The 19,506-nt window shown below is 66.0% G+C and carries 19 protein-coding genes; 9 read left to right on the top strand and 10 right to left on the bottom strand.

Going from position 1 to position 19,506, the window contains the following annotated elements:
- Positions 1–4 precede the first annotated feature (4 nt).
- Together NWF22_RS05090 and NWF22_RS05095 are read right to left on the bottom strand one after the other, a co-directional pair.
- The gene (locus NWF22_RS05090) at positions 5–382 is read right to left on the bottom strand and encodes a hypothetical protein (protein WP_160900340.1); all 378 of its coding nucleotides are present in this window, start codon (positions 380–382) and stop codon (positions 5–7) included.
- 271 nt (positions 383–653) lie between these two features.
- Positions 654–872: a hypothetical protein gene (locus NWF22_RS05095; protein WP_160900339.1), complete on the bottom strand. Its 219-nt coding sequence runs from the start codon at positions 870–872 to the stop codon at positions 654–656.
- A 626-nt stretch (positions 873–1,498) separates the two neighbouring features.
- On the opposite strand from NWF22_RS05095, the gene NWF22_RS05100 reads away from it, so the two are divergent.
- Positions 1,499–2,428 carry a PA domain-containing protein gene (locus NWF22_RS05100; RefSeq protein WP_160900338.1) on the top strand — a complete coding sequence of 310 codons (930 nt, stop codon included), beginning with the start codon at positions 1,499–1,501 and terminating at the stop codon, positions 2,426–2,428.
- A gap of 26 nt (positions 2,429–2,454) precedes the next feature.
- On the opposite strand, the gene NWF22_RS05105 is transcribed toward NWF22_RS05100, so the two are convergent.
- The 3 genes from NWF22_RS05105 to NWF22_RS05115 are packed head-to-tail and all read right to left on the bottom strand — an operon-like array spanning position 2,455 to position 5,335.
- Complete coding sequence (locus NWF22_RS05105) at positions 2,455–3,516, bottom strand: DUF8320 family protein (RefSeq protein ID WP_160900337.1); 1,062 nt, start codon at positions 3,514–3,516, stop codon at positions 2,455–2,457.
- Positions 3,513–4,712, bottom strand: coding sequence for a sensor histidine kinase (locus NWF22_RS05110; RefSeq protein WP_160900336.1), 1,200 nt, complete (start codon positions 4,710–4,712; stop codon positions 3,513–3,515). The genes NWF22_RS05105 and NWF22_RS05110 overlap by 4 nt, the downstream gene beginning before the upstream one ends.
- Positions 4,676–5,335, bottom strand: coding sequence for a response regulator transcription factor (locus NWF22_RS05115; RefSeq protein WP_160900335.1), 660 nt, complete (start codon positions 5,333–5,335; stop codon positions 4,676–4,678). The genes NWF22_RS05110 and NWF22_RS05115 overlap by 37 nt, the downstream gene beginning before the upstream one ends.
- A 463-nt stretch (positions 5,336–5,798) precedes the next feature.
- Between NWF22_RS05115 and NWF22_RS05120 the strand changes: the two genes are divergently transcribed.
- Together NWF22_RS05120 and NWF22_RS05125 are read left to right on the top strand one after the other, a co-directional pair.
- Complete coding sequence (locus NWF22_RS05120; protein WP_202398155.1) at positions 5,799–6,737, top strand: sulfite exporter TauE/SafE family protein; 939 nt, start codon at positions 5,799–5,801, stop codon at positions 6,735–6,737.
- Positions 6,738–6,831: 94 nt separating this feature from the next.
- Positions 6,832–7,374 carry a hypothetical protein gene (locus tag NWF22_RS05125; RefSeq protein ID WP_160900334.1) on the top strand — a complete coding sequence of 181 codons (543 nt, stop codon included), beginning with the start codon at positions 6,832–6,834 and terminating at the stop codon, positions 7,372–7,374.
- Between the two features lie 85 nt (positions 7,375–7,459).
- Here the strand turns inward: NWF22_RS05125 and NWF22_RS05130 are convergent, their stop codons facing one another.
- The 3 genes from NWF22_RS05130 to NWF22_RS05140 are packed head-to-tail and all read right to left on the bottom strand — an operon-like array spanning position 7,460 to position 11,659.
- A complete protein-coding gene (locus tag NWF22_RS05130) occupies positions 7,460–10,570 on the bottom strand; it encodes a lantibiotic dehydratase (RefSeq protein ID WP_160900333.1) in 3,111 nt (1,036 codons plus the stop codon).
- Entirely contained in the window at positions 10,567–11,460 is an 894-nt protein-coding gene (locus NWF22_RS05135) for a cupin-like domain-containing protein (protein WP_160900332.1), read from the bottom strand. Before NWF22_RS05135 ends, NWF22_RS05130 begins: the two co-directional genes overlap by 4 nt.
- Positions 11,429–11,659 carry a hypothetical protein gene (locus NWF22_RS05140; RefSeq protein WP_160900331.1) on the bottom strand — a complete coding sequence of 77 codons (231 nt, stop codon included), beginning with the start codon at positions 11,657–11,659 and terminating at the stop codon, positions 11,429–11,431. The genes NWF22_RS05135 and NWF22_RS05140 overlap by 32 nt, the downstream gene beginning before the upstream one ends.
- Before the next feature lie 460 nt (positions 11,660–12,119).
- On the opposite strand from NWF22_RS05140, the gene NWF22_RS05145 reads away from it, so the two are divergent.
- From NWF22_RS05145 to NWF22_RS05155, 3 genes are read left to right on the top strand one after another with little or no spacing between them, the layout of a single operon-like run.
- Positions 12,120–12,785, top strand: a complete 666-nt coding sequence (locus tag NWF22_RS05145; protein ID WP_160900330.1) for an MspA family porin — start codon at positions 12,120–12,122, stop codon at positions 12,783–12,785.
- Positions 12,782–13,987, top strand: coding sequence for a DUF1772 domain-containing protein (locus tag NWF22_RS05150; protein WP_160900329.1), 1,206 nt, complete (start codon positions 12,782–12,784; stop codon positions 13,985–13,987). The genes NWF22_RS05145 and NWF22_RS05150 overlap by 4 nt, the downstream gene beginning before the upstream one ends.
- 11 nt (positions 13,988–13,998) lie before the next feature.
- Positions 13,999–14,559 (top strand): hypothetical protein, encoded by a 561-nt coding sequence (locus tag NWF22_RS05155; protein ID WP_160900328.1) that lies wholly within the window; start codon positions 13,999–14,001, stop codon positions 14,557–14,559.
- 168 nt (positions 14,560–14,727) lie between these two features.
- On the opposite strand, the gene NWF22_RS05160 is transcribed toward NWF22_RS05155, so the two are convergent.
- Together NWF22_RS05160 and NWF22_RS05165 are read right to left on the bottom strand one after the other, a co-directional pair.
- A complete protein-coding gene (locus NWF22_RS05160) occupies positions 14,728–15,639 on the bottom strand; it encodes an ImmA/IrrE family metallo-endopeptidase (RefSeq protein ID WP_160900327.1) in 912 nt (303 codons plus the stop codon).
- Positions 15,636–15,977, bottom strand: coding sequence for a helix-turn-helix domain-containing protein (locus NWF22_RS05165; RefSeq protein ID WP_160900326.1), 342 nt, complete (start codon positions 15,975–15,977; stop codon positions 15,636–15,638). Before NWF22_RS05165 ends, NWF22_RS05160 begins: the two co-directional genes overlap by 4 nt.
- Before the next feature lie 414 nt (positions 15,978–16,391).
- On the opposite strand from NWF22_RS05165, the gene NWF22_RS24615 reads away from it, so the two are divergent.
- From NWF22_RS24615 to NWF22_RS05180, 3 genes are all read left to right on the top strand, one after another.
- Complete coding sequence (locus tag NWF22_RS24615) at positions 16,392–16,733, top strand: hypothetical protein (RefSeq protein WP_507237299.1); 342 nt, start codon at positions 16,392–16,394, stop codon at positions 16,731–16,733.
- Between the two features lie 206 nt (positions 16,734–16,939).
- Entirely contained in the window at positions 16,940–17,809 is an 870-nt protein-coding gene (locus NWF22_RS05175; protein ID WP_160900325.1) for a glycosyl hydrolase, read from the top strand.
- A 358-nt stretch (positions 17,810–18,167) separates the two neighbouring features.
- Positions 18,168–19,487, top strand: a complete 1,320-nt coding sequence (locus tag NWF22_RS05180) for a UDP-glucose dehydrogenase family protein (RefSeq protein ID WP_202398154.1) — start codon at positions 18,168–18,170, stop codon at positions 19,485–19,487.
- The last annotated feature ends 19 nt before the right edge of the window (positions 19,488–19,506 follow it).

Consider the following 19,506-nt stretch of genomic DNA (forward strand, 5'->3'; position numbering starts at 1 on the left):
CTACCTACAGCGCCACGAATGCCCGCGCAGCGCCCAGCACGTCACGTGCCGCGTCATCGTCACCGGCCGAGGACCGCAGCACCATCAGCGGCGCCTGATCGTCGAGCACCGGGTTGAGGCCCTGAAACCACGCCTGGGCCACCTCCGGACTGACCTGCGACCGCAGGATGCCCAACACCTCCAGGGCGACGCGGTAGCGCTGCACAACCGCTCGGTCGCGGATCGCGCGTTCGCCCGCAGCCCACTGCCGCACCGCTCGGGTTTCCTTCACATTGCCCAGGTACGCTGCGAGTTTGGCTCCGAGGCCGACTCGCACCCGCGCCGCCAGATCGGCGTCGCTCAGTTGCAGCACCTCGCGGTGTGTGCGCTGTTCAGCGGCCACATCAACAGGTTGACGATAATCAACAGCACCCATCAATCACACCTCCAATCACAAGATACCGCGCATATCAGCCCAGGTACAGACCTATGAGCCGAGGTGGTCGATACTGCGGCCGGCCGCGGCTCTCGCCCCGGCGCTGGGCGGCCTGAGCAGGCTCGATCGCTGCCCGAGCAGGCTTGCGCAATTCCCATGTCCTCGGCCAGCTCGACCTCGAGCAGCCCTGGTTCGTGAACACTCGTTTGTGAGGTACCGAGCTCTCCGTCAGATCGGCCTACTCAACTCGACGTGTCGACAGATCGGGCTGCACCGCAAAGCGTTTCCCCAGCTGACGACTTCCGTACGCCAGTGCGCCGAACAGCACGAAGGAGAGTGGTTGCCACCAGATAACCGCGCCGAATGTGACGAGGGCGAAGACGAATGCGAAAGCGAACAGGAGCGCGAGAAATGCTGAGACATACTGGAAAACGATGAGTAGCCCTCTTGCTGCCATCCTCATTTCTTGATGTCCATGCACGCCCACTCACTCCATTTCTGCGCCGTTGCGGACTTCTTCACCCGCGTGCAGAATTTCGTTCCGGGCTTGACGAGCCGGGGGTAGTCCCAGCAACGTCGGCGTTGACCTTCGATGACACCCATCCCTCGCGCGATGATGCACTATCAGCAATATTCGAATCGCGTTGACAGCCAACTCCGACGCGTCGAGGTCCAGCACCTCCCAGCCGACGAGCCATCCGAAACCGCCTCCCACCACGCATCACAGCGTGGACACCCGGCGATGACCGCGGAACGCACCCAGACCGAACAGGCAAGCGTCCCCCGACACCGCGATCAGACCGATTCACCAACGTGAACCGGCGGCTTGGAGCCTGCCATGGGACGATCAGATTTGCAATAGCAAATTCGCCGGTTCTGACAGGCGAGGTCCGACGCGGACCTCCACCCCACCGTTTTCAACCACAAGGCGTGGGTGCTCGGCGCCGCTGGTGATGGCCGACAGGTCCCCACCCCTCGGCGGGGCCCCGCGAGGCCGCGACGTCCGCGCGTTACGATCACCCGCGTAAACCGCCCAGCACATCCGGTAGGGCCGCAGCGATCGCATAACAGGGGGATCGCGTTGTGAAGGACTCGGATTGGGTGGTCGTCGCCCGTGGTGCCGCGGAAACCATTGCGCACCTTGTGACCTCGCCGGGGAGCCACTCAGCCGACGACGTGGACCTGTTCGCCTGCTGGACTGAGGGCACCACGTTGTTCGTGGTCTTTCGATCTCGTTGGGGCGTCGCCGCGCCGCTCCGCGGTCTCGCCAGAGACATTCGGCTCGGCGACTACGACGGCCAGTACGACGGCGAACCCGACCATCTGGGCGACGACATCCTGGCGTTCGACGTCATCGAACCCGCCGCGTATCCCCTTGTGTCATCACGACGTTCCGATGCCATTCACTGGCGCCGCCTACCCACCGACGCAACGTGGCAGCTGCCGCCGAGGCTGTCGGCGTTGCGGGGTTTACGCGACCACGACACTTCCGGCGGCCGCTACGTCGCATTTCTCGCTCCGCCGGAGATTCTGCGCAACCCACCTCCGACCATCCCGCCCGGTACCCACCCCACGCCCTCCGCATTGAGGCCTGTGACCAGCTATCGGTACTGGTCCTCCGCTGTCATCGCGCAGATTGATAGCCGTCCGATCACGCTATGGCCCCTTCCCTTTTCGAGCAGAGCCGACATCGTCGACATGCCGATACGGATGATCGGGGACGGATGCAGTGTCGGCGCCGACCTCACCGGATGGATCGCCGTCACCACCCACGGCACATGCTCGGTAGAGGAGAAATACTCCGCCGCAAGCGACGCCGGCGCGGCCGGACTGATCATCCTCGCGCCCGGCGATGACATCGACCAGCGCTACTGGACGACGCCCCGGGTGACCCTGACCGAGATGCCGGTACTGACCGCGATCGATCCAGCAGCGGTCGATCACCTGCTGACGGCAGCAACAGCGACAATCCAGTTTGACGCAGAAGTCGTTGTCGACCAGCGCCATCCATGAGGGAACACGACAAGCCGCCTGACACGTCACACAGCGGCAGATGTCTCGTCGCGTGCGGTCCCATCAGCCATGAACTCGACCCGCAGCACAGCGCGCGGTCCGTCGACCACTACCGTGGCGCACAGCGCGCGACCCGGCGGCAGGATGCGGATCACCGCAGAACCCTGGGTGGCACAGTCCAATTCGTCGGCGATACGCGACAGTACCGAGGTACGCACGGAGTCGTCGGCGTCGTCGAGAGCGTGTCCGTCGACCATGATCACCTCGACACCGCGGGCGCGGGCCCGTGACGCGGCCGCCGCGACCGTCGGGGTGCCGGCCAGTATCGGCGCTCGCAAGGAATCCCGGATCTGGGCTTCCAGGGTGCGGCACCGCTCGCGTTCGGCAGCGGTGAGCGGCGCATCATCGGCGATCCGCTGCAGCAACGGAGTCACCTCGGCATTGAGTGCGCGCAGACGCTGGTCACGTTCGGCCACGGCGGCGACTGCTGCTGCGCGGGTCGCAGACTGCTCCACGGCACGCCGGCGGAGTTCATAGATGTCGCGGGCGGCGGGCCGGATGGTGGCGGCGAACAACGTCGACATCAGCAGCGGCCCCAGGTTCACCACACTGGCAGCGAAACCCTCGAGCGCCCCGCGGTCGGTGGTGACCGTCCACAGGATGGACGCGGCGATGAGACCGGCCATCGTCAGCCAAGCCGTCCCGACGCGTCCGCGCACACAGAGCCAGGTGCACAGCATGGTGATCGCACCGAACATCCACAGCTGATCCGGCGAGCTGTTCGGCACCGGAAGGACGTGGAAGCAGGCGTACGCCGCGGGCGTCGTCGTGATGACCACAGCCGCCGCGAACGGCGCGGGCAGCGGATCCTGGCGGACCGCGAGGATGGCCACCGCCCCCATCGCCAGCAGCGCGAGCAAAGTCACGCCCGGCCAGACGGCAGCCAGGTCACCCGCCGACGTCGCGAACAGGGTCGCCTCGGCCGCCAGGAAGAACGCCGCGATCGCCCAGGCGACGCGGGTGTTCATCCCCAGCAGCGACCGGACGTCACCGGTCTCCCGGTTCAGCCGGAAATCGAGCACACTCACTGCGGGTTCTCCCATCGCAGGTCGACGCGGGTGCCGGCATCCGGCGCCGACTCCACCTCCGCCGACCCGCCGGGCAGTGACCGCACCCGCGCCAGGATGCTCACCGCGAGACCGAGACGATGCGGTGGGATACCGGTGGGGTCGAAGCCACAGCCGTCGTCGACCACGGTGATGCTGATGGCGTCGGCGGCGATGTGCAGTGCCACCGCACGGTCGGCGTCATCGCCGGCGTGGATGATGCTGTTGCGCAACGCCTCGGCGGTCGCGGACTCCAAGACGTCGACAACGTCGACGGGAGCACGCAGCGAGTCCGCGTCGTCGTCGATGCGGGTGTTGACCTTTTGGCTGACGTCCACCGCCAGGATGGCGCTGCGCAGTCGCGTGCGGATAGCACCGGCCGACAGTGTGGTGACCTCCTCGGGTGGCGAGTTCAGCTTGTCCAGGGTGATGGTCGCCTGCCGTCGAACCGAGTCGGTGTTCCCCTGCTTGGCGGCGGCGAGAAGTGTCGAGATGACCCAGTCGTGCATCAGGCCGTCGACGTGACCGCGTTGGCTGCGTCGGGCATCGGCCTCGGCGGCCGCAGCGGCACCCGCGTAGGCGTCGGCGCGCGTTTCGTCGAGCAGCCTCCCGGTGCGCATCGCCATCAATGCGGCGCACGCGTACGGCAGGATGAACGCGAAGGCGAACAAGAAGTTGGCGGTGAGGTTGGCCGGATAGTCGTCGGGTCGGCCGATGGCGTTGGCCACCTGCGCCGGCACGATCGCCGCCGTCATCAACGTCAGCGTCCACCGCGGCGGCAGGGTGATGGCCGCGGCCAGTGCGGCCAGGCCCGGGATGATGGAGAACCACACCTGATCGGCGACGGTGCCGCCGTTCCATGCCGGCAGCCAGCAGAGCGCGACGACCGGGAACACGATCGCGCAGGTCCGCGCGGCTCTGCGGGCCATTACCCGTTTGCGCAGGACGGCGGCGGTTAGCAGGAACGCGGGCGGGATGAAGATGGCGGCCGGCGCGGTGAGATTCCACCACGTCGCGGTGATGGCGAACTGCGCGACGATCTGTGGTGCCAGGATCGCCAGATAGGCAAAGTAACCGGCACCGACGAAGATCGAGAACAGGCGCTCGATTCGTGTTGCTGCGCTTTGCTCTTCGGTGCGGGTCAGCGGTTTCGCCGACGACGGGGAAAGGGTAGCCATCCGTCCTCCAATGCGCGCTGATACAGGTCGGTTTTGGTGGGGGCCGGCCGACCCGAGGCGGCGTACTTCTGCCGGATGCGGGTCAGGTAGTCGTTGACCGTGTCCGGCGACAGTCCCGACAGCGTCGCCACCCGCTGCGCCGACTCCCCGGACGCGTACAGGCTGAGGACTTCGCGCTGCCGAGGACTCAGCGCGACATCGGCGAAGTCGGCGTCGCCGTCGATGGCCATCGCCCAGTCCATCGTGCCGACCACGCCACCGTCGGCTGCCCGACGGATCGCGGCGATCACCACCGCATCGTGCTCAGACTTGCGCACCACTCCCAGCACCCCGGCCTTGGCCGCAGTTCTGACCAGATACGGCTCCTCACCGGAGGTGAACACCAGGACGTTGTCGATACCGGCAGCGCCGAGATCGGCGACGTTGGCGGCCGGCGACGAACCGTCGGGCAGTCGCAGATCCAGGATCACCAGGTCGAGATCCGTGGTCTCGGCCAGCAACTCGGCCACGCTCGGTGCGGCAGCGATGATGGCCAGCTCCGGATACGGCTCGAGCAGTGCGCGAATGCCGGCGACCGTGACCGCGTGGTCTTCGACGACACCGATCCGACGTGAGCTGTCCACAGATCTCCTTGAACACGGCCGAGAAAGACGCGATCTCAGAGTATGCGACGAGTCGGATTTTCACCGGATGGTCGATTCGAAAACGCAGCACGCATTTCGTCGAATGACCGATGCACAATCATTTTCTCGCTGATTGAGCGGAAGAGGCGAATTGCCGACTAGCTTCCGAAGCTACATACGCGACAATCACGAAGACCGTCGTACGCATCTCGATCGGCCGACTGAAGACGCTCCGCCCGCATATCTGCGGTCTCCACCCGGGTGCGACACGACGACTGCCCGTCTTCGGTGTGCTGGTACACGCTTAGCCAACGGCTGCGGCAGCCATGCAGCTCGGATTCGACCGAATCAAGTTCGTCGGTTGACTCGGTTCGACGGCATCGGCGTCGTGAGCCGCCTGGGGAGTATCCCGGGCTCTGGCCTATCCTCGGTCCGACGGATTGGACAGCGAGGTACCACCCGGATGAACTACGAGATGGCCATCGCCGCCCTCGGCATCGGCATCGTCATCGGGCTGACCGGTTTGGGCGGCGGCGCATTGATGACCCCGGCGCTGGTGCTGTTCTTCAACGTTCCCCCACTGACCGCCGTCTCCAGCGACCTCGTGGTCAGCGCCGCCACCAAACCCGTCGGCACCGTGGTGCACATGCGCAACGGCACCATCCACTGGGCGATCGTGAAATGGCTGGTCATCGGGTCGGCGCCGGCAGCGTTCTGCGGAGCGCTGGTCATCGCCTGGATCGGCCCCTTGGCCGGGGTCAGCGCCTTCGTCAAAACCGCGCTCGGCGTCGTGCTGCTGATCGCGGCGGCCGGACTTGTCGGCCGCGCCTACCTCACCCTGCGGCACAACATGACCGGTGGACTCGCCGGCGCCAGTACCGCCGCCGGCGGCGACATCGCCGTCCGCGTGCTACCCACCCTACTGGTCGGCATCATCGGTGGACTCGTCGTGGGCCTGACGTCGGTCGGCTCAGGCTCGTTGGTCATCATCGCCCTGATGACCCTGTACCCACTGCTGTCAGCCAACTGGCTGGTCGGCACCGACCTCGCCCAAGCAGTCCCCCTGGTCATCGCCGCCGCCGCGGGTCACCTGCTGTTCGGTGACGTCGACTGGAGTGTGGTGCTGCCGCTGCTGGTCGGCAGCATTCCGGGCGCCTACATCGGTGCCCGCATTTCGTCGCGGGCGTCGGCCGGACTGGTGCGACGCGCACTGGCACTGGTGCTGCTCGCCGCCGGGTTGAAGATGCTCGGTGTCAGCAATCTGTTGACGCTCGTCGGGTTGGGTGTCGCGCTTGTCGCGGGGACTGTCGGGTGGATGGTCGTGCGGATGCGGTATGGGCTGAAGGCGACGAATTGGCAGGGGCGGAAGGCTGGGGTCGGCGGGCAATCGGCAGGCCACTGAGCCTGTCCATTTTCTCGCGCTAGTCTGCGACCCATGCCGACGACCTACGATGGGCGATGCGCAGTTGGATTTGCTGCAGGCTATATTTCATTCGATGACCGATCCCCAACCGGCTTCTGGGAATCTCGAGGCTGTCCACGACGACCCATCCCGCTCAAGCTCCCGGAACAAGTGGATGCGCGAGGTAGTTCTCGCCTTGGCAGCAGCTCTAATTGGAGGAGGCATCGCTTCAGCCACGTCGTTTTTTGTCGTTCAAGCTGACGACGAGCGGGCAGTTGAGGACTTCCGCCGCAACGAGCTCACCGAGCGGTACCAGGCCCTCGCGGGAGATGCCATACGCATTCGTCAAGAGGCTTGGGATCTCTCATGGTGTGTCGTTCTCGACGACCGTACCGGCTGCCACGACCGAGTTCGCGCGGTCTCGGAAAAAGGCGATAGATTCGATGAAGACCATGAAGACCTGCAGGTCTTCGGTTCAGCAGAGCTCTCCAATGCGGTTGAGGCCTTTTCTGTCCGACTCTGGCAACTAGGCACAAAGTACGAGGAGAATGCGGATTCGTATGTGTCTTCGCGCGAGGAAGTTGATGCTGCTTTCGCGGACCTCATGTACGCGGTCCGAGCCGATCTGGGGTTGTGACTACGCGAAAGCCCGTCACGCGCTCGCTTGCCTCGGGTCACTGAGCTGATCACATTCAGGCAGAGCGAACCCCGCCGGATCGAATCTATCTGCACCGCGCCAACCTCGACCGATACCAGCGGATCAACATGTCGTAGATGACGAACTCCTGGCGTGCCGTGGGCATCCGCATCATCCGGTTGAGGTGCATGTGCACCAGGCTGCCCACCCAATCGGCCACGTTCGCCGGTCCGACGGCGTCGTCGAGGTGGGTGCGAACCACCGTCAGCTCGCGGCCACGTTGCTCGAAAGCCGGCTGGGCAGCATCGTCGAGAAGATGCTCCAGTACCGCGCGCTCCCGGCGGTAGCGGGCCCCGAGCTGCTTGCGCAGTGCTGTGTCGAGGCCCAGCCGGGTGGCGAGCCGGGCATGTGCGGCGGCGATGATCGCGTGCCGGTTCTGCATCGTCAGGCCCAGGTCGGCGAGGAGCCGGTCCGCGCCGACGATGGCGAGGTGCCACCGCGGGACGCCGCCGCTGCTCTCGGTCGCCAGGATCTTCATCGAGGCAGTGCTGTCGGCGAAGAAGGCCTGTTCGGCGAGGAGCATCCCGGCAGCGCCGCCATAGCGCTCCACCTCCCGCTCGTAGGTGTCGACCTGCACCCGCCACACCACGTCTGCGTGCTCGTTGCAGGCGGCGGCCAACGCCGGCAGTGCGTCGCCGAGCAATCGGGCGCCGGCACCGTGTACGCGCAACCGCACGTGCCACTCCGGGTCGCCGTACCGGACAAAGAACCACTGGTCGATCACGCCGCGGCGCAGTTGGTCGGCCACCACAGGTCGTATCGCGTCGCGCAGCACGATGTCTGCGGTCGCGGGACCGGTGTACACCTTGACGTACAGCCAGTCGGAGCCGGGGAACATTTTGCGCGGAAACGACTTCGGCACCATCGCGGGCCTGGGCGCCGCGTCGCTCGGTGCGGGGTCGACGGTGCGATGCAGGGGAACGACGATCTCGTGGAGATAGCGTCCGTCCGGACCGACGACCGGCGTCTCGGACTCGTCGAGGAAGGTCTCAACCATCGTCAGCTGTCGGTGTTTGCGGGCGAGGCCGGCGACCACGTCGGCGAAGACAGGATTGGCCAGGTCCGCAGTGATCGTCCGGTCAGCGCCGTCCCCGACCGCGACCCAGCGCGGCAGATCACAGGCGCGGCGCAGCTCGTGCATCGCGGCCACCCGCGCGACGCCAAGGTTGTCGCGGACGGCGCGCAGGTCGCGGTCGGTGAGGTTCCAGCGGGCCCGCGACAGGATGTAGCGTCCGCTCGACACGCGCGGCAGGAACGGCGCGTCGTCGAGCGCACCGAACGTGAAGGTCAGCCACGGCGTGGCGTCCTGGTGCTGCACCGCGCACAGGAAGCGGTAGAGCGCGATGTTGCCCGGTCCGTGACTGTTGTGCGCGGTGCTCAGTCGCGGAATCACTGTGCGGCCCAGCCGCTCCGAGCGCAGTTCGATGTGTCCCGCCCGGACCGACACCCGCAGATCGGCGAGTGTGATCTGCCGGTCCAGCGGCGCACCGGAACGTCCCACGAACGGAATCTCGTAGTCACGCAACACGGGTCGGGCCACCACATTGCCCATGCGCGGCTCGGGTAGGTGGACGATCTCGGCGAACACGACGTCCGGTTGTCGGGCTTCTTCTCGCCGCAGATGCTCACGAACCCGCTCGGTCAGTTCATCGCCGTCGCGACAGAAGCGGCCCAACAGTTCTGTCCCCGAGGGCCCTTCGACACCGGACAGGCACAGGCGATAGTCGCCGCGATCGATCGCCGCGGCATCGGCGGCCAGCACGGTGACCAGCGCGCTGCACGACGCCGGCCCCCCACGCCCGTCCGGTGTCGCCGCTTGCAACGCGGCACACTCTGCTTCACCAAGGATGATCTCGCGCTTGCCGTCGCGGGCTGCAGCGTAAAGCCATCGGGCCAGCAGCCGGCCTCGCGGACCGAACGTGGTGGCGCGGGAATCGGCGGCCGCCGGAAACCGGATGCCGTCCAGCAGTGGGTCGGCGCCCGCGGACACCTGTCGGGTCGTCGACGTCTCGGGGAATCCGATTCCGCACTCGGGGTCGAGCGCTTCGCCAAGCGGTACCGCACGGTCGCCGTATCGACGGGTGAAGGCCGATACGAAGGGGCACAACGGATCGCGCGGGGCCGGGTCACCGATCCGTTCCAGCAGGTCCACACCGTCGCGGATAGCCGCGACGACACCAGTGCTGAGGCGGGCGTCGGCGGGCTTGACCAGGTCGCACCGCACCGACGGCGTCGATAGGGTGGGCGCCACCGATGCGAGCGCGGCGCGGACTGTTCCGATGTCGCGGAGTCCCTGACCAGGCGGAAGTGTGTCGAGTCGTCGTACTGCGTTGTGCGCCAGACGTATCGATGCGGTCAGGTCGTCGGGGGCGGCCGCGTCGGCCAGGGTGTCGAGCACCGTGTACACCGGGTCGGGACCGGTGACGTGTCGGGTCAGCGGCCCCACCAGCACCTGCTGCTCGATCAGGGTGGCGATGTACTCGGCGGCCTCGTCCGGATCGATGGTGCCATCGAGCTCGTGGAGTCGCGCGCCCAGCGCGCCACGGCATGCACCGTCATGCGCCCAGGCCAGTACTGCATCCAGAGTGTCGTCGGGGGTGAGCGCGACGAGGTCGATGGCCCCGCCGTGGGCCTGCAGATACCGCCACCGCCCGCCGGCTCGGTAGAGCGACGGGTTCGGGACCACCGTCAGTGTCGGCGCAACAGCCGGGTGGGCCGCCACCGCGGCACCCAGCTCCTCGAGGTAGCCGCAGTCCAGACTGGTGCGGCGGCGGTAGCAGTCGGCCGGCGCCAGCCGAAGTTCGGTGGTGGCGGACACGTCGCCGAGTGACCAGCCGGCGAACAGCCCGAACGGTGTCGACCGCGTGGTCATGCGGGAGGCGTAGGACAGCAGCGAGACGTCGACGCTTTCGGTCGGGGTCTCGAGCCAGCCGTCGAAGGCGCGCGCCAACGACGGCGACGCCAGACGCAGCGCCTCGGCGACGTCGGCACGGCAGAACAACTGCCGCAGGAACTGCCGCGTCCGGTCACGGTCACGGGCGACCGTGTCCGCATCGGGTGGTCCATCGTCGGACTCCAGTGCGGTCAGGGCGTGTACCGGCAGCAGTGGGGTGCGCAGCACGAAGAAGTCGGTCATCGGGAGAGTCGTTGTCGTGCTTGTGCTGTCGCCAGCCGCAGCAGGTGTGGCCACAGCGCCGGTGCCAGCAGCCCGTGCGGCCACGACCGCTCCCAGAAGACGTTCACATTGACCGACCACCCGGACACCACGGTGACCTGGTGATACCAGCCGGGAGGGATGTAGAGGGCCTCACCGGGAGCCAACGTGCACTCCCAGCGGGTGGCCCGTCGGGCGCGGGGGAAGGCGGCGAAGTCGGGTGCGCTGGGATCGAAGCGGCAGTGTGTGCGGCCACCGATCCGGTACAGCAGCCGCGTCTGATCGGGCGGATAAAGCGAGAAGTGTTTGTGGCCGACGACTTGCGCATTGCAGTTGGGCACCAGATCGCAGTGCAGGCCACACGACGTGCCGATCACGCCGCACCACAGGTTCACCGACCGGATCGGGGTCGCCAGCCAGTCGGGTATGCGCACATCGTCGGCCAGTTGCGGGGATACCGCGGCGAGTTGGCCGTTGAGGTAGTAGGACGTTGTCAGCTCGAGGTCGCCGATGAGTCGGATGGCGTGGGCGAGGTCGGTGTGGTCGCCGAGGTAGCGACCGGCCACCTCGGTGTCGATGTCGAGGACCCAGTTCAGGTAGTCGGCGAACGCGATCCAGCCACTGTCGCAGGGTCTTTGGAACAGATTGGTCGGCGGTCCGGTGGCCTCACGCACGCGGACGTCACGGTCGCCTGCCACCCGGGTGAGGTAGTCGGGTGTCCATCGTCGCAGGGCCGGCCAGCGCGCGCCGGCGTCGACGATGACCCGCGGTTCGCTGTGCCACGCCCGCACCCGCAAGTCGGCGGCGTGGTGGCGCGGCACGGCGACCGCTGCCGGCAGATCACTCGCGGTCGTGTGAGCCGTCGTAGACATCGATGTGTACCTGGATGTGGACGTCATCGATCTCCACGAGTGCGGGGTCCGAACCGATGGTGGGAATCCGATCACCCGCGCAGGTCCACAAACTCACGTCCTGCAAGTTGAACAGGTCGTCGCGCAGATGGTCGAGGGTCTCGCGCCGCAGCTTCAACTTTCGGCGGACCGGTGGTACGGGGGTGGTGTCGTCGTTCATGGGAGTGCTCCGTTCGGGTCGCGACAGTACGGACAGCGACCGGGGCGATGACGGGTCCGACGGCGTCGACGACGTGGTCACCGTTCCGGCTGCTACCAGCGTCGTCCGGTATTGGCGGCGGAACACGCGTAGTGGGCTACCCCAGTTGGCAGTGGTCGTTGGAACGGATTCACCGAAGAGGCACAGAACATGGTCAGCCGCCAAGGTTCCGGTCAGATGCGGACAGCGGTGACTTGGCCGCGCTACTTTCCACTTCCGGGCTGGCCAGACGGGCCCAAGTCTGACCTCAGTCGTCACGGTCGGACTTCGACCGCCACTGTGCCAAAGTAATTATATGGTTGCCGATACTGTACTTCTTGTGCCATAGTGGCACACCAGCGGCGGTCGGGGGGCCCGCTTCACTATCAGCCCCTTTGCGCACCGGCGGCCAGTTGAGATGTCCGGGTTCAAGGGGGAGTTGATGATTCGTCGTACCCCGAAAGTGGGAATAGTGGCGGCGGCTGCCGCCGCGATCCTCGGTATCGCCGCCCCGGAGGCCCCCGCGAGTGCCTCTCCCACACCACTCGCCTCCACGTATGACTCGTCGGTCACCGATGACGGGTGGAAGCTGGAGTTGCGGGGATCGGAGTTGGTGGTCAACCCGATGAGCAACATCGCCAACAGTTTCGCCTCCCGGGAGGGATGGATCTCGGCGCGGGTGGGAGCGTTGATCACCCCGGCACCCGGGCGCACCCCGACTCAGCCGGTGAATGTCGGCGTGCTTGAACAATTCCTGGCCGTAGGCTGCCAGATCGATGTGTCTGATGGGGCGACATTCGGGTTTGGGTCCTCGTTCGGACCGAACGCGAATGTGACGATCAGCGGTGTTCCTGGCGTGACGGTGGGTGGTTCGGCAGCGGTGTCGCCGTCGATCTCAGCGAAGATCGTGCCCGGACTAGTCACCGAGATCTCGCTGGGCAAGAAGGAACTGGTCATGAATCGGGCCTCGATACGAGCGAAGCGGGTGCGTGTCGGGGTTGACGGGTGTGCGGGTCCGACGACGGTGCGGTTGATCTTCCGGTTCTCGGTTTCCACCTCGACTGCTGATGACACCGTCAACATCCATTCGGCAAGGACGTGGCTGTGAGCACGATGCCGAGCCACGAGGACAGAATGGGTCGGGCCGTCGATCGGCGGAGGTGGGCGCTGGCACGTTCTGTGTTGCTGACCGTTGCGGTGATGATCGTGACCGTCGCGGCGATGGTACCGGTGCTGTTGTCCAGGAACGATGCTGACGCGGAGACACCGGCCGAGCGGTGCGCGCGGGAGACCGCGGCCTACAACAGCGCGTGGGCACAGTCGTGGGCGGTGGCCAACGGGCAGCCGGCCTCGCAGGCGCCGCATCCGCCGGTGCCGTATGTGTGCCACGACCCGGGCACCACCACGAACACCACCGCGCCGCCGTCGGTGACCGCACCCGGCGTCGGCGAGACCACAGGTGCCACAACCGGCACCGGCCCTGGCGTGGGAGCCCAGGCACCCACCGATATCCCAACCACCACCCCCGGGCAATCGCCGATCGTCGAGGCGCCTGATTCACCTCGGTCGGCGGTTCCAAGCAGCGTGCGACAGCGGGAATCTCAGGCCAGTGGAGTGAGTTTGCCGCCGGGGGATGCAGCTTCTTCTGGCGTGGAGCCGCCTCGCAGCGGCGAAGTCGGCCCCTCGGCGTCCCCGACGTCGAATCCCGCGCATCCGCGACCTGAAGTGCAAAGTGCAAGGGAACCCAATAATCTGCTGCTCAAGCCGCAGAAGGCGCGCCTAGACGGATGTCCAGAAGGACACCATCGCAACAACTTCGGCTTCGGCGTACCGGGCACGGGCGGCGGTAAATGCTATCCAGATTTCGACTACAACATCATCAGTACTCGCTATGAGCGGCAGACCTACTTCCCTGAGCACGGCCCGGTGAGTTCATGCACCCTCCCTCCGGGCAGCCAGAACACTTGCACCTTCAAGTATGATCGGTCGAAATCGGTCGCGAACAGTGTTGAGACTTCGGAAGAAGTGTCGGGAGCGGCTGGATTCGATCTAGAAGCTGTCAACGCTGGCGTCGAGAGCAGCGTTACGAAAACGACGGGCCGGTCGGTTGAGGATATGATTTCGAACGGAACCGACGTTCAGGTTTCAGCTGACGCGCTTGGCCCAAATCACGCGGCCGATGCCTATACAGAATACGCACAGTACTCATACGTGATGCAGAAGTACAGCACGCAAGAAAAGAAGGTCGTATGGACAAAGACCTTCTACTACTACGTGCCAACGGGATTGAGGGTGGTGGCGAGAGAATGAGAATACAAAGAATGTTACCTTCCTCCGATGGGGGCGACGACCCCGCCGAGAGCGGGACGCCCAGGACATCTTCCCGGATTGTCGTGATCGCGGTGTGCATCTTTCTTACTGCAGGTCTACTGGTTGCCGGATGGCTTCTAGTTGTTCGCAGTTCTTCAGAGCCAGCCGCGTCGAACGTTCATGACAACACGCCGTCCGACGCCATGAAACGTGGTGGAATCCGGACGTCGGACATGGCGGGAATGTCGGTTGCCGAACTCTTCAGCCTCATTCGCTATGAACCGAGTACCGGAAGTTCCGACTACGTTATTCACGTATTACCAAATACAGAGACGAGCGCGGGCTCATTGGATGAACAAATCATCGGCCCGGTATGCGCGGACATGGAGTCTCCTGGAGTCGTCGAACTTTGGTTGGAAACCTACCCACGGATCTCGGCGGATATTGCAGAACTCAAGCGCGCAGCCAACGCGGACGCAGGGATCGCGTTCACAGCCGGCTTGAGAAATAGGGTTCCCGAGTGTGAAAACACAGTCTTCGGCGTCGGATACGACGAAAAGGCGCCTGAGTAGAGAATCGGCGCGGCTCGTGACCGCAAAGACAGTTGACCACCTGGAGCGGGCCCGAGCTCAGCCAGACGGACCCTGGCCGTGGGATGCGATCTGAGATGTCGAGCGTTCCGCGGAACGCTCACGGAGGAGTTGCGAAGCTCCGCATCGGCCGCACGAGCGAATCGATAGTCAACTATCGCTGAGGGCCAGGCTTTCAAGCCGGCCCCTTCTCTCCCGATCGGGACCGGACGAAAGCCTCCCGGGCGCGCCCCGCCGGACCGACCCCCGACTGGTCCGGCGGGGCTCTCTTGAGCTCGCGTGATCCATGGCGGGAAGGTCATCTGAATCGCCCCACTCGACGGTGAGTGGTTTGGCGGCGATACCTTGCTGCTCGAGGTTGGCGATCACCGCGGCGACGCGCTGCCCGAGGACGGTCGCAATGGTTTGGGCGGACACCACGTTGTCGACATATCCGGCGATGAGCCGGCTGACAAGTTTCTGAGGTGCACGTGGCCGATCGGACTGCTGTTGCAGCGTCTCGTAGTGATCGAGCCACCCGAACCGGGCCGCGACTTGAGGAGTGGTCAGCACTTTCCACCGCTCAACGGTGTCGGCATGGATGACACCGGCATCGCCCATGACGATCGCTGCGATCGCGGGGGATACACCGAACAGCTGCACTACGCGGGACAAGTCGGCGAGGCCTGCCGACGAGCCACCCTCCACGGTGTCGGCGATGGACTCGATGGGCACCAGTAGGTGGCGGGCGAACGCGCGGGCACGCTGCTCCACGGGACTCGACGGCGACTTGCTCTCCGGCGCGTCGGTCCAATCCTCGAACACCACGTGTGCCAATTCGTGCGCCAATGCGCTGCGTTGACGCAGGGGCGAGCGGGTCTTGGCGACCGCGATCATCACAGTGTGACGGTCCGGGTCGCGCATGGCGAGGCCGTGTTCGTCGGGTCCGACGTCGAGCACTGCCACATCGATTCCGGTCGTTTGCTCGATGACGGTGATGACATCGCCAAGCGGTTGGGCACCCAGATGATGATCAGCGCGAAAGGCGGCTGCCGCGGCACGTGCCTGCGCTTCAACCCTCATACGGTCGGCGTGGTGATGCCCTGGTCGTCAAGATAGGCGTCGAGTTCCAGAAAGTGCAGCAGCCGCTCGCGCATCTCCTGCATCGTCGCACCATTGGTGGAGCGCGCCGCGTACTGCACCCGGTCAGCCAGCGCGGATGAGTTGGCGAGCTCGCCGACGGTACAGCCCGTGGCGTGGGCAATGGCCACGAGCTCGTTCATCTTCACCGTTCGCTTGCCCGTCATGATCCGACACAGCGTGGATTGGGAGATGTCAGTGACCTGCGCGAGATCTCGCTGACTCAGCCCCGCTGCCGCCATCGCCCGCGTGATCGCGTGTGCCATCTCCTCGTCTCGCATCGCCCACACCTCCTGAATCAAGATCGACAAGGGTGATTCAACTGTAGGTGTCCGGGTCGCTGTCGAGTTCGACCTCAGCGGCCAAGGGCCGGCTTCACCAACCCTCCACAACCGGCCCTTGAGCGTTCCGCGGAACGCTCAACTTGCCAGAGGCCGTCGATACATTGATCGGTAACCGGTTCACGTCTGGCAGGGGGCCATGATGTCGGTTGCCGCACTGCCGTCGTCGCACACGAGGCATCACCAACGAGCAAGCCGCCCAGCATCTTCGACCCCCACCTCGACGACGGACCCGCGCCCGAGGACGCAGACGTCGACGAAGCCGCCTGTGGCGGAGCAGTCCGAAAGTAGAACACGGCAAGAAGCGCAACGGACAACGCGGCGTGGTGCTCAATTACGGCCGCCGACAACCTGATCCTGTTGTGTTCCGCCCATCATCGCGCTCTGCACCGAGGCGAATTCGCGATCAAAGCCCAAGGGAAGCAACAGTTCAGCTTCCACAGATCGGATGGATCGACCATCGAGCGCGCATCCGCGGTGCACAAGCCCGACGGTTGGCGACCCGACAGTGCGATCGACGACGACGCCGTGCTGCCGATCAGCCCCGGACGTCACCTGAACGTCGGCTACGCGACCGAGGTGCTGTACGCGGTGTGGGCATGGAAGACCGGCAATCCGACGCCGAGCTCGCCGCCGCATGACGTTCCGCGGAACGCTCGAACCGCACATCACTCCACGCCCACCGCATCCAGCTAATCAATAATCAACTATCGTTGAGGGCGAGGCTTTCAGCCCGGCCCCTCTCCCCCGACCGGGGCCGGACCGGAAGCCACCCCGGCGCCCCGTCGGACCACCCCCCGACTGGTCCGACGGGGCGCTCCCAATACACAATCTCGCAGTCGTGTGTCATAACCGCAGGTGAATTTCCGGCATTGCGACTTTGACGGGTAGCGTCGTGATGCGTGTATCCAGGCCTGACCCGTCGCGCGTTGCTCGCCGGCGGTCTCGGCCTGGCCGCAACCGGACTCACCAGTTGCGCCACAGCCTCCTCGCGACCCCGCCAGCTGCTGCAACCACCGCCGCCCGGCGCCTTGCCGGGGGTCGGCCTGTGGCAAGGCTCCGGGGTCAGCGCCGCACTCGCCGACTCCGCCGCCCGCTGGTACTACACCTGGGCCCCCGACCACACGGGTGTCGCCACACCCGCAGGTTGCGAGTTCGTTCCGATGATCTGGGGTCGACGCGACCTCACCGACGACGCGTTGCGCCGGGCCCGCGACAACGGGAGTGTGCTGCTCGGCTTCAACGAGCCCGACGTCGCGAGCCAAGCCAATATGGCTGTCGACGAGGCCCTCGCCGCGTGGCCGCGCCTTCAGAACACCGGGCTGCGTCTCGGCGCCCCCGCCGTGGCGATCAAGGGCGCCGTCCCTGGCCACTGGCTCGACCGATTCATGGTCGGCGCCCGCGCACTCGGCTACCGTGTCGATTTCATCCCCGTGCACTGGTACGTCCCGCCGGGGCTGCGCCGAAACTACTCCACCGACGCCGCCGTCGACAACCTACGGAAGTATCTGCAGGCCGTGCATCGCCGATACGGCCTACCGCTGTGGCTCACCGAATTCGGCCTCATCACCTACCAACACACCGCAGACGCCATGAGACCTCAGGATCAGGCCGACTTCCTGGTCGCCGCCGCCGCGATGATGACCACCATCCCCTACCTCGAACGGTGGGCGTGGTTCGCGCTGCCGCCCTGGCCGCCGGGCCCCGAGACCGCGCTCTACGTCGACGAGGAGCCCACCGTGGTCGGCGATCGGTTCCGGGTGTTGGCGTGACTCGTCAGACGCCACATTCCCGCAGCATCGGCCCATGACGGTCCGGACCGCTCGGTGATGGTGGTCACTCCGGTCGACGTACCTCAACTATCGTTGTAATGTGCAACTTCGTGATCGCGGCGCGCATATCCGACGACCTGCATCCGGGGCGTCCACCGCATCCGCGGTCGCCGAATCGACTGCCGGGACAGTCGGTTCGCGAAGGTGGCAGATCTTTCCCACCCCAGGTGGGACGTGGCCCTCGGGGGCGTCCGCGTGAGGTCGTCGTCACCGCGCCTGTTCTATGGCCGCAACGTCGAGGCCGCTGAGTAGGTACGGAAACGCACACCGGGCGCGGGGACCCGTCTTCTAGGGAGCCTTGTCGATGGACATTGCGGTATTCGGTACCGGCTATCTCGGCGTCACGCATGCGGCGTGTATGGCCGAGTTGGGTCATGAGGTGATCGGCGTCGACGTCGATCCCGCAAAAATTGCACAATTGCAGAAAGGTGAAGCGCCGCTGTACGAACCGGGGTTGGCGGACCTGCTGCGCAAGCACACCGCGTCCGGCCGACTCCGTTTCACCTGCTCGTATGAGTTGGCGGCGCGCGCCGACGTGCACTTCATCGCCGTCGGCACGCCACAGCGTGCCGATTCAGCGGCCGCAGACCTGACCCAGGTCAACGCCGTGATCGAAACCCTCGGACCGCTGCTCACCCGGCCGGCCGTGGTGTTGGGCAAGTCCACCGTACCGGTTGGTACGGCCGTACAGGTTGCCGCGCGGTTGCGCGAACTCGCCCCGTCGGCCGACATCGGCTTCGGCTGGAACCCGGAGTTCCTCCGCGAGGGCACCGCAGTCGAGGACACGTTGCGTCCCGACCGGATCGTCCTCGGTGCCGCGGCAGCCGACCGCAGCCGGGTCAAATCCGTCGCGCGGGAGGTCTACGCCCAGTCGCTGGCCGACGGGACACCCCTGGTGACCACCGACCTCGCCACGGCCGAACTCACCAAGGTGGCGGCGAATTCGTTTCTGGCCACCAAGATCTCGTTCATCAACAGTGTCGCCGAAGTGTGCGACGCCGTCGACGCCGACGTGACCGTGCTCGCCGATGCCATCGGCTACGACAACCGCATCGGCCGGCGGTTCCTCAACGCCGGACTCGGCTTCGGCGGCGCCTGCCTGCCCAAAGACGTTCGCGCCTTCCGCGCACGCGCCGAAGAACTCGGGGCGACCGCGGCGGCCGACCTACTGTCCGGGGTCGATGAGATCAATGCCCGCCAACGCACCCGCGTCGCGACCATGGCCCTCGACGCATGCAGCGGCATCGACAGCCCCCGGGCTGCGGTCCTGGGCCTGACGTTCAAACCCGACTCCGACGACGTGCGCGACTCTCCCGCCCTCGACGTGGCGGCACGCCTGGCCGACGCGGGGGTTGAGGTGCAGGCCTGGGACCCGCACGGAATGGACAACGCCGAGAAGCGGCACCCGGAGTTGCGGTACTGCGATTCGCCGCTCGCCGCCTGCAAGGGCGCCGACGTGGTCCTCGTCATGACCGAATGGGCCGAGATCCGTGACCTGACACCCGAACAGCTCAGCGAGCCGGTGCAGCAGCGCGTCCTGATCGACGCCCGCAACTGCCTCGACCCCGACGTCTGGCGCGACGCCGGCTGGACCTACCGCGGCATCGGTCGACGCTGACACATAGTCACAGAAAAGA

The sequence above is a fragment of the Gordonia mangrovi genome (assembly GCF_024734075.1).
GTDB classification, from domain to species: Bacteria; Actinomycetota; Actinomycetes; order Mycobacteriales; family Mycobacteriaceae; genus Gordonia; species Gordonia mangrovi.

Coding starts and splice junctions, on each gene's coding strand:
- NWF22_RS05165 (WP_160900326.1), bottom strand. CDS start 15,977: ATGCGAGACGAGGAGATGGCACACGCGATCACGCGGGCGATGGCGGCA.
- NWF22_RS05095 (WP_160900339.1), bottom strand. CDS start 872: ATGGCAGCAAGAGGGCTACTCATCGTTTTCCAGTATGTCTCAGCATTT.
- NWF22_RS05110 (WP_160900336.1), bottom strand. CDS start 4,712: ATGGCTACCCTTTCCCCGTCGTCGGCGAAACCGCTGACCCGCACCGAA.
- NWF22_RS05140 (WP_160900331.1), bottom strand. CDS start 11,659: ATGAACGACGACACCACCCCCGTACCACCGGTCCGCCGAAAGTTGAAG.
- NWF22_RS05130 (WP_160900333.1), bottom strand. CDS start 10,570: ATGACCGACTTCTTCGTGCTGCGCACCCCACTGCTGCCGGTACACGCC.
- NWF22_RS05160 (WP_160900327.1), bottom strand. CDS start 15,639: ATGAGGGTTGAAGCGCAGGCACGTGCCGCGGCAGCCGCCTTTCGCGCT.
- NWF22_RS05125 (WP_160900334.1), top strand. CDS start 6,832: ATGACCGATCCCCAACCGGCTTCTGGGAATCTCGAGGCTGTCCACGAC.
- NWF22_RS05145 (WP_160900330.1), top strand. CDS start 12,120: ATGATTCGTCGTACCCCGAAAGTGGGAATAGTGGCGGCGGCTGCCGCC.
- NWF22_RS05135 (WP_160900332.1), bottom strand. CDS start 11,460: ATGTCTACGACGGCTCACACGACCGCGAGTGATCTGCCGGCAGCGGTC.
- NWF22_RS05120 (WP_202398155.1), top strand. CDS start 5,799: ATGAACTACGAGATGGCCATCGCCGCCCTCGGCATCGGCATCGTCATC.
- NWF22_RS05155 (WP_160900328.1), top strand. CDS start 13,999: ATGTTACCTTCCTCCGATGGGGGCGACGACCCCGCCGAGAGCGGGACG.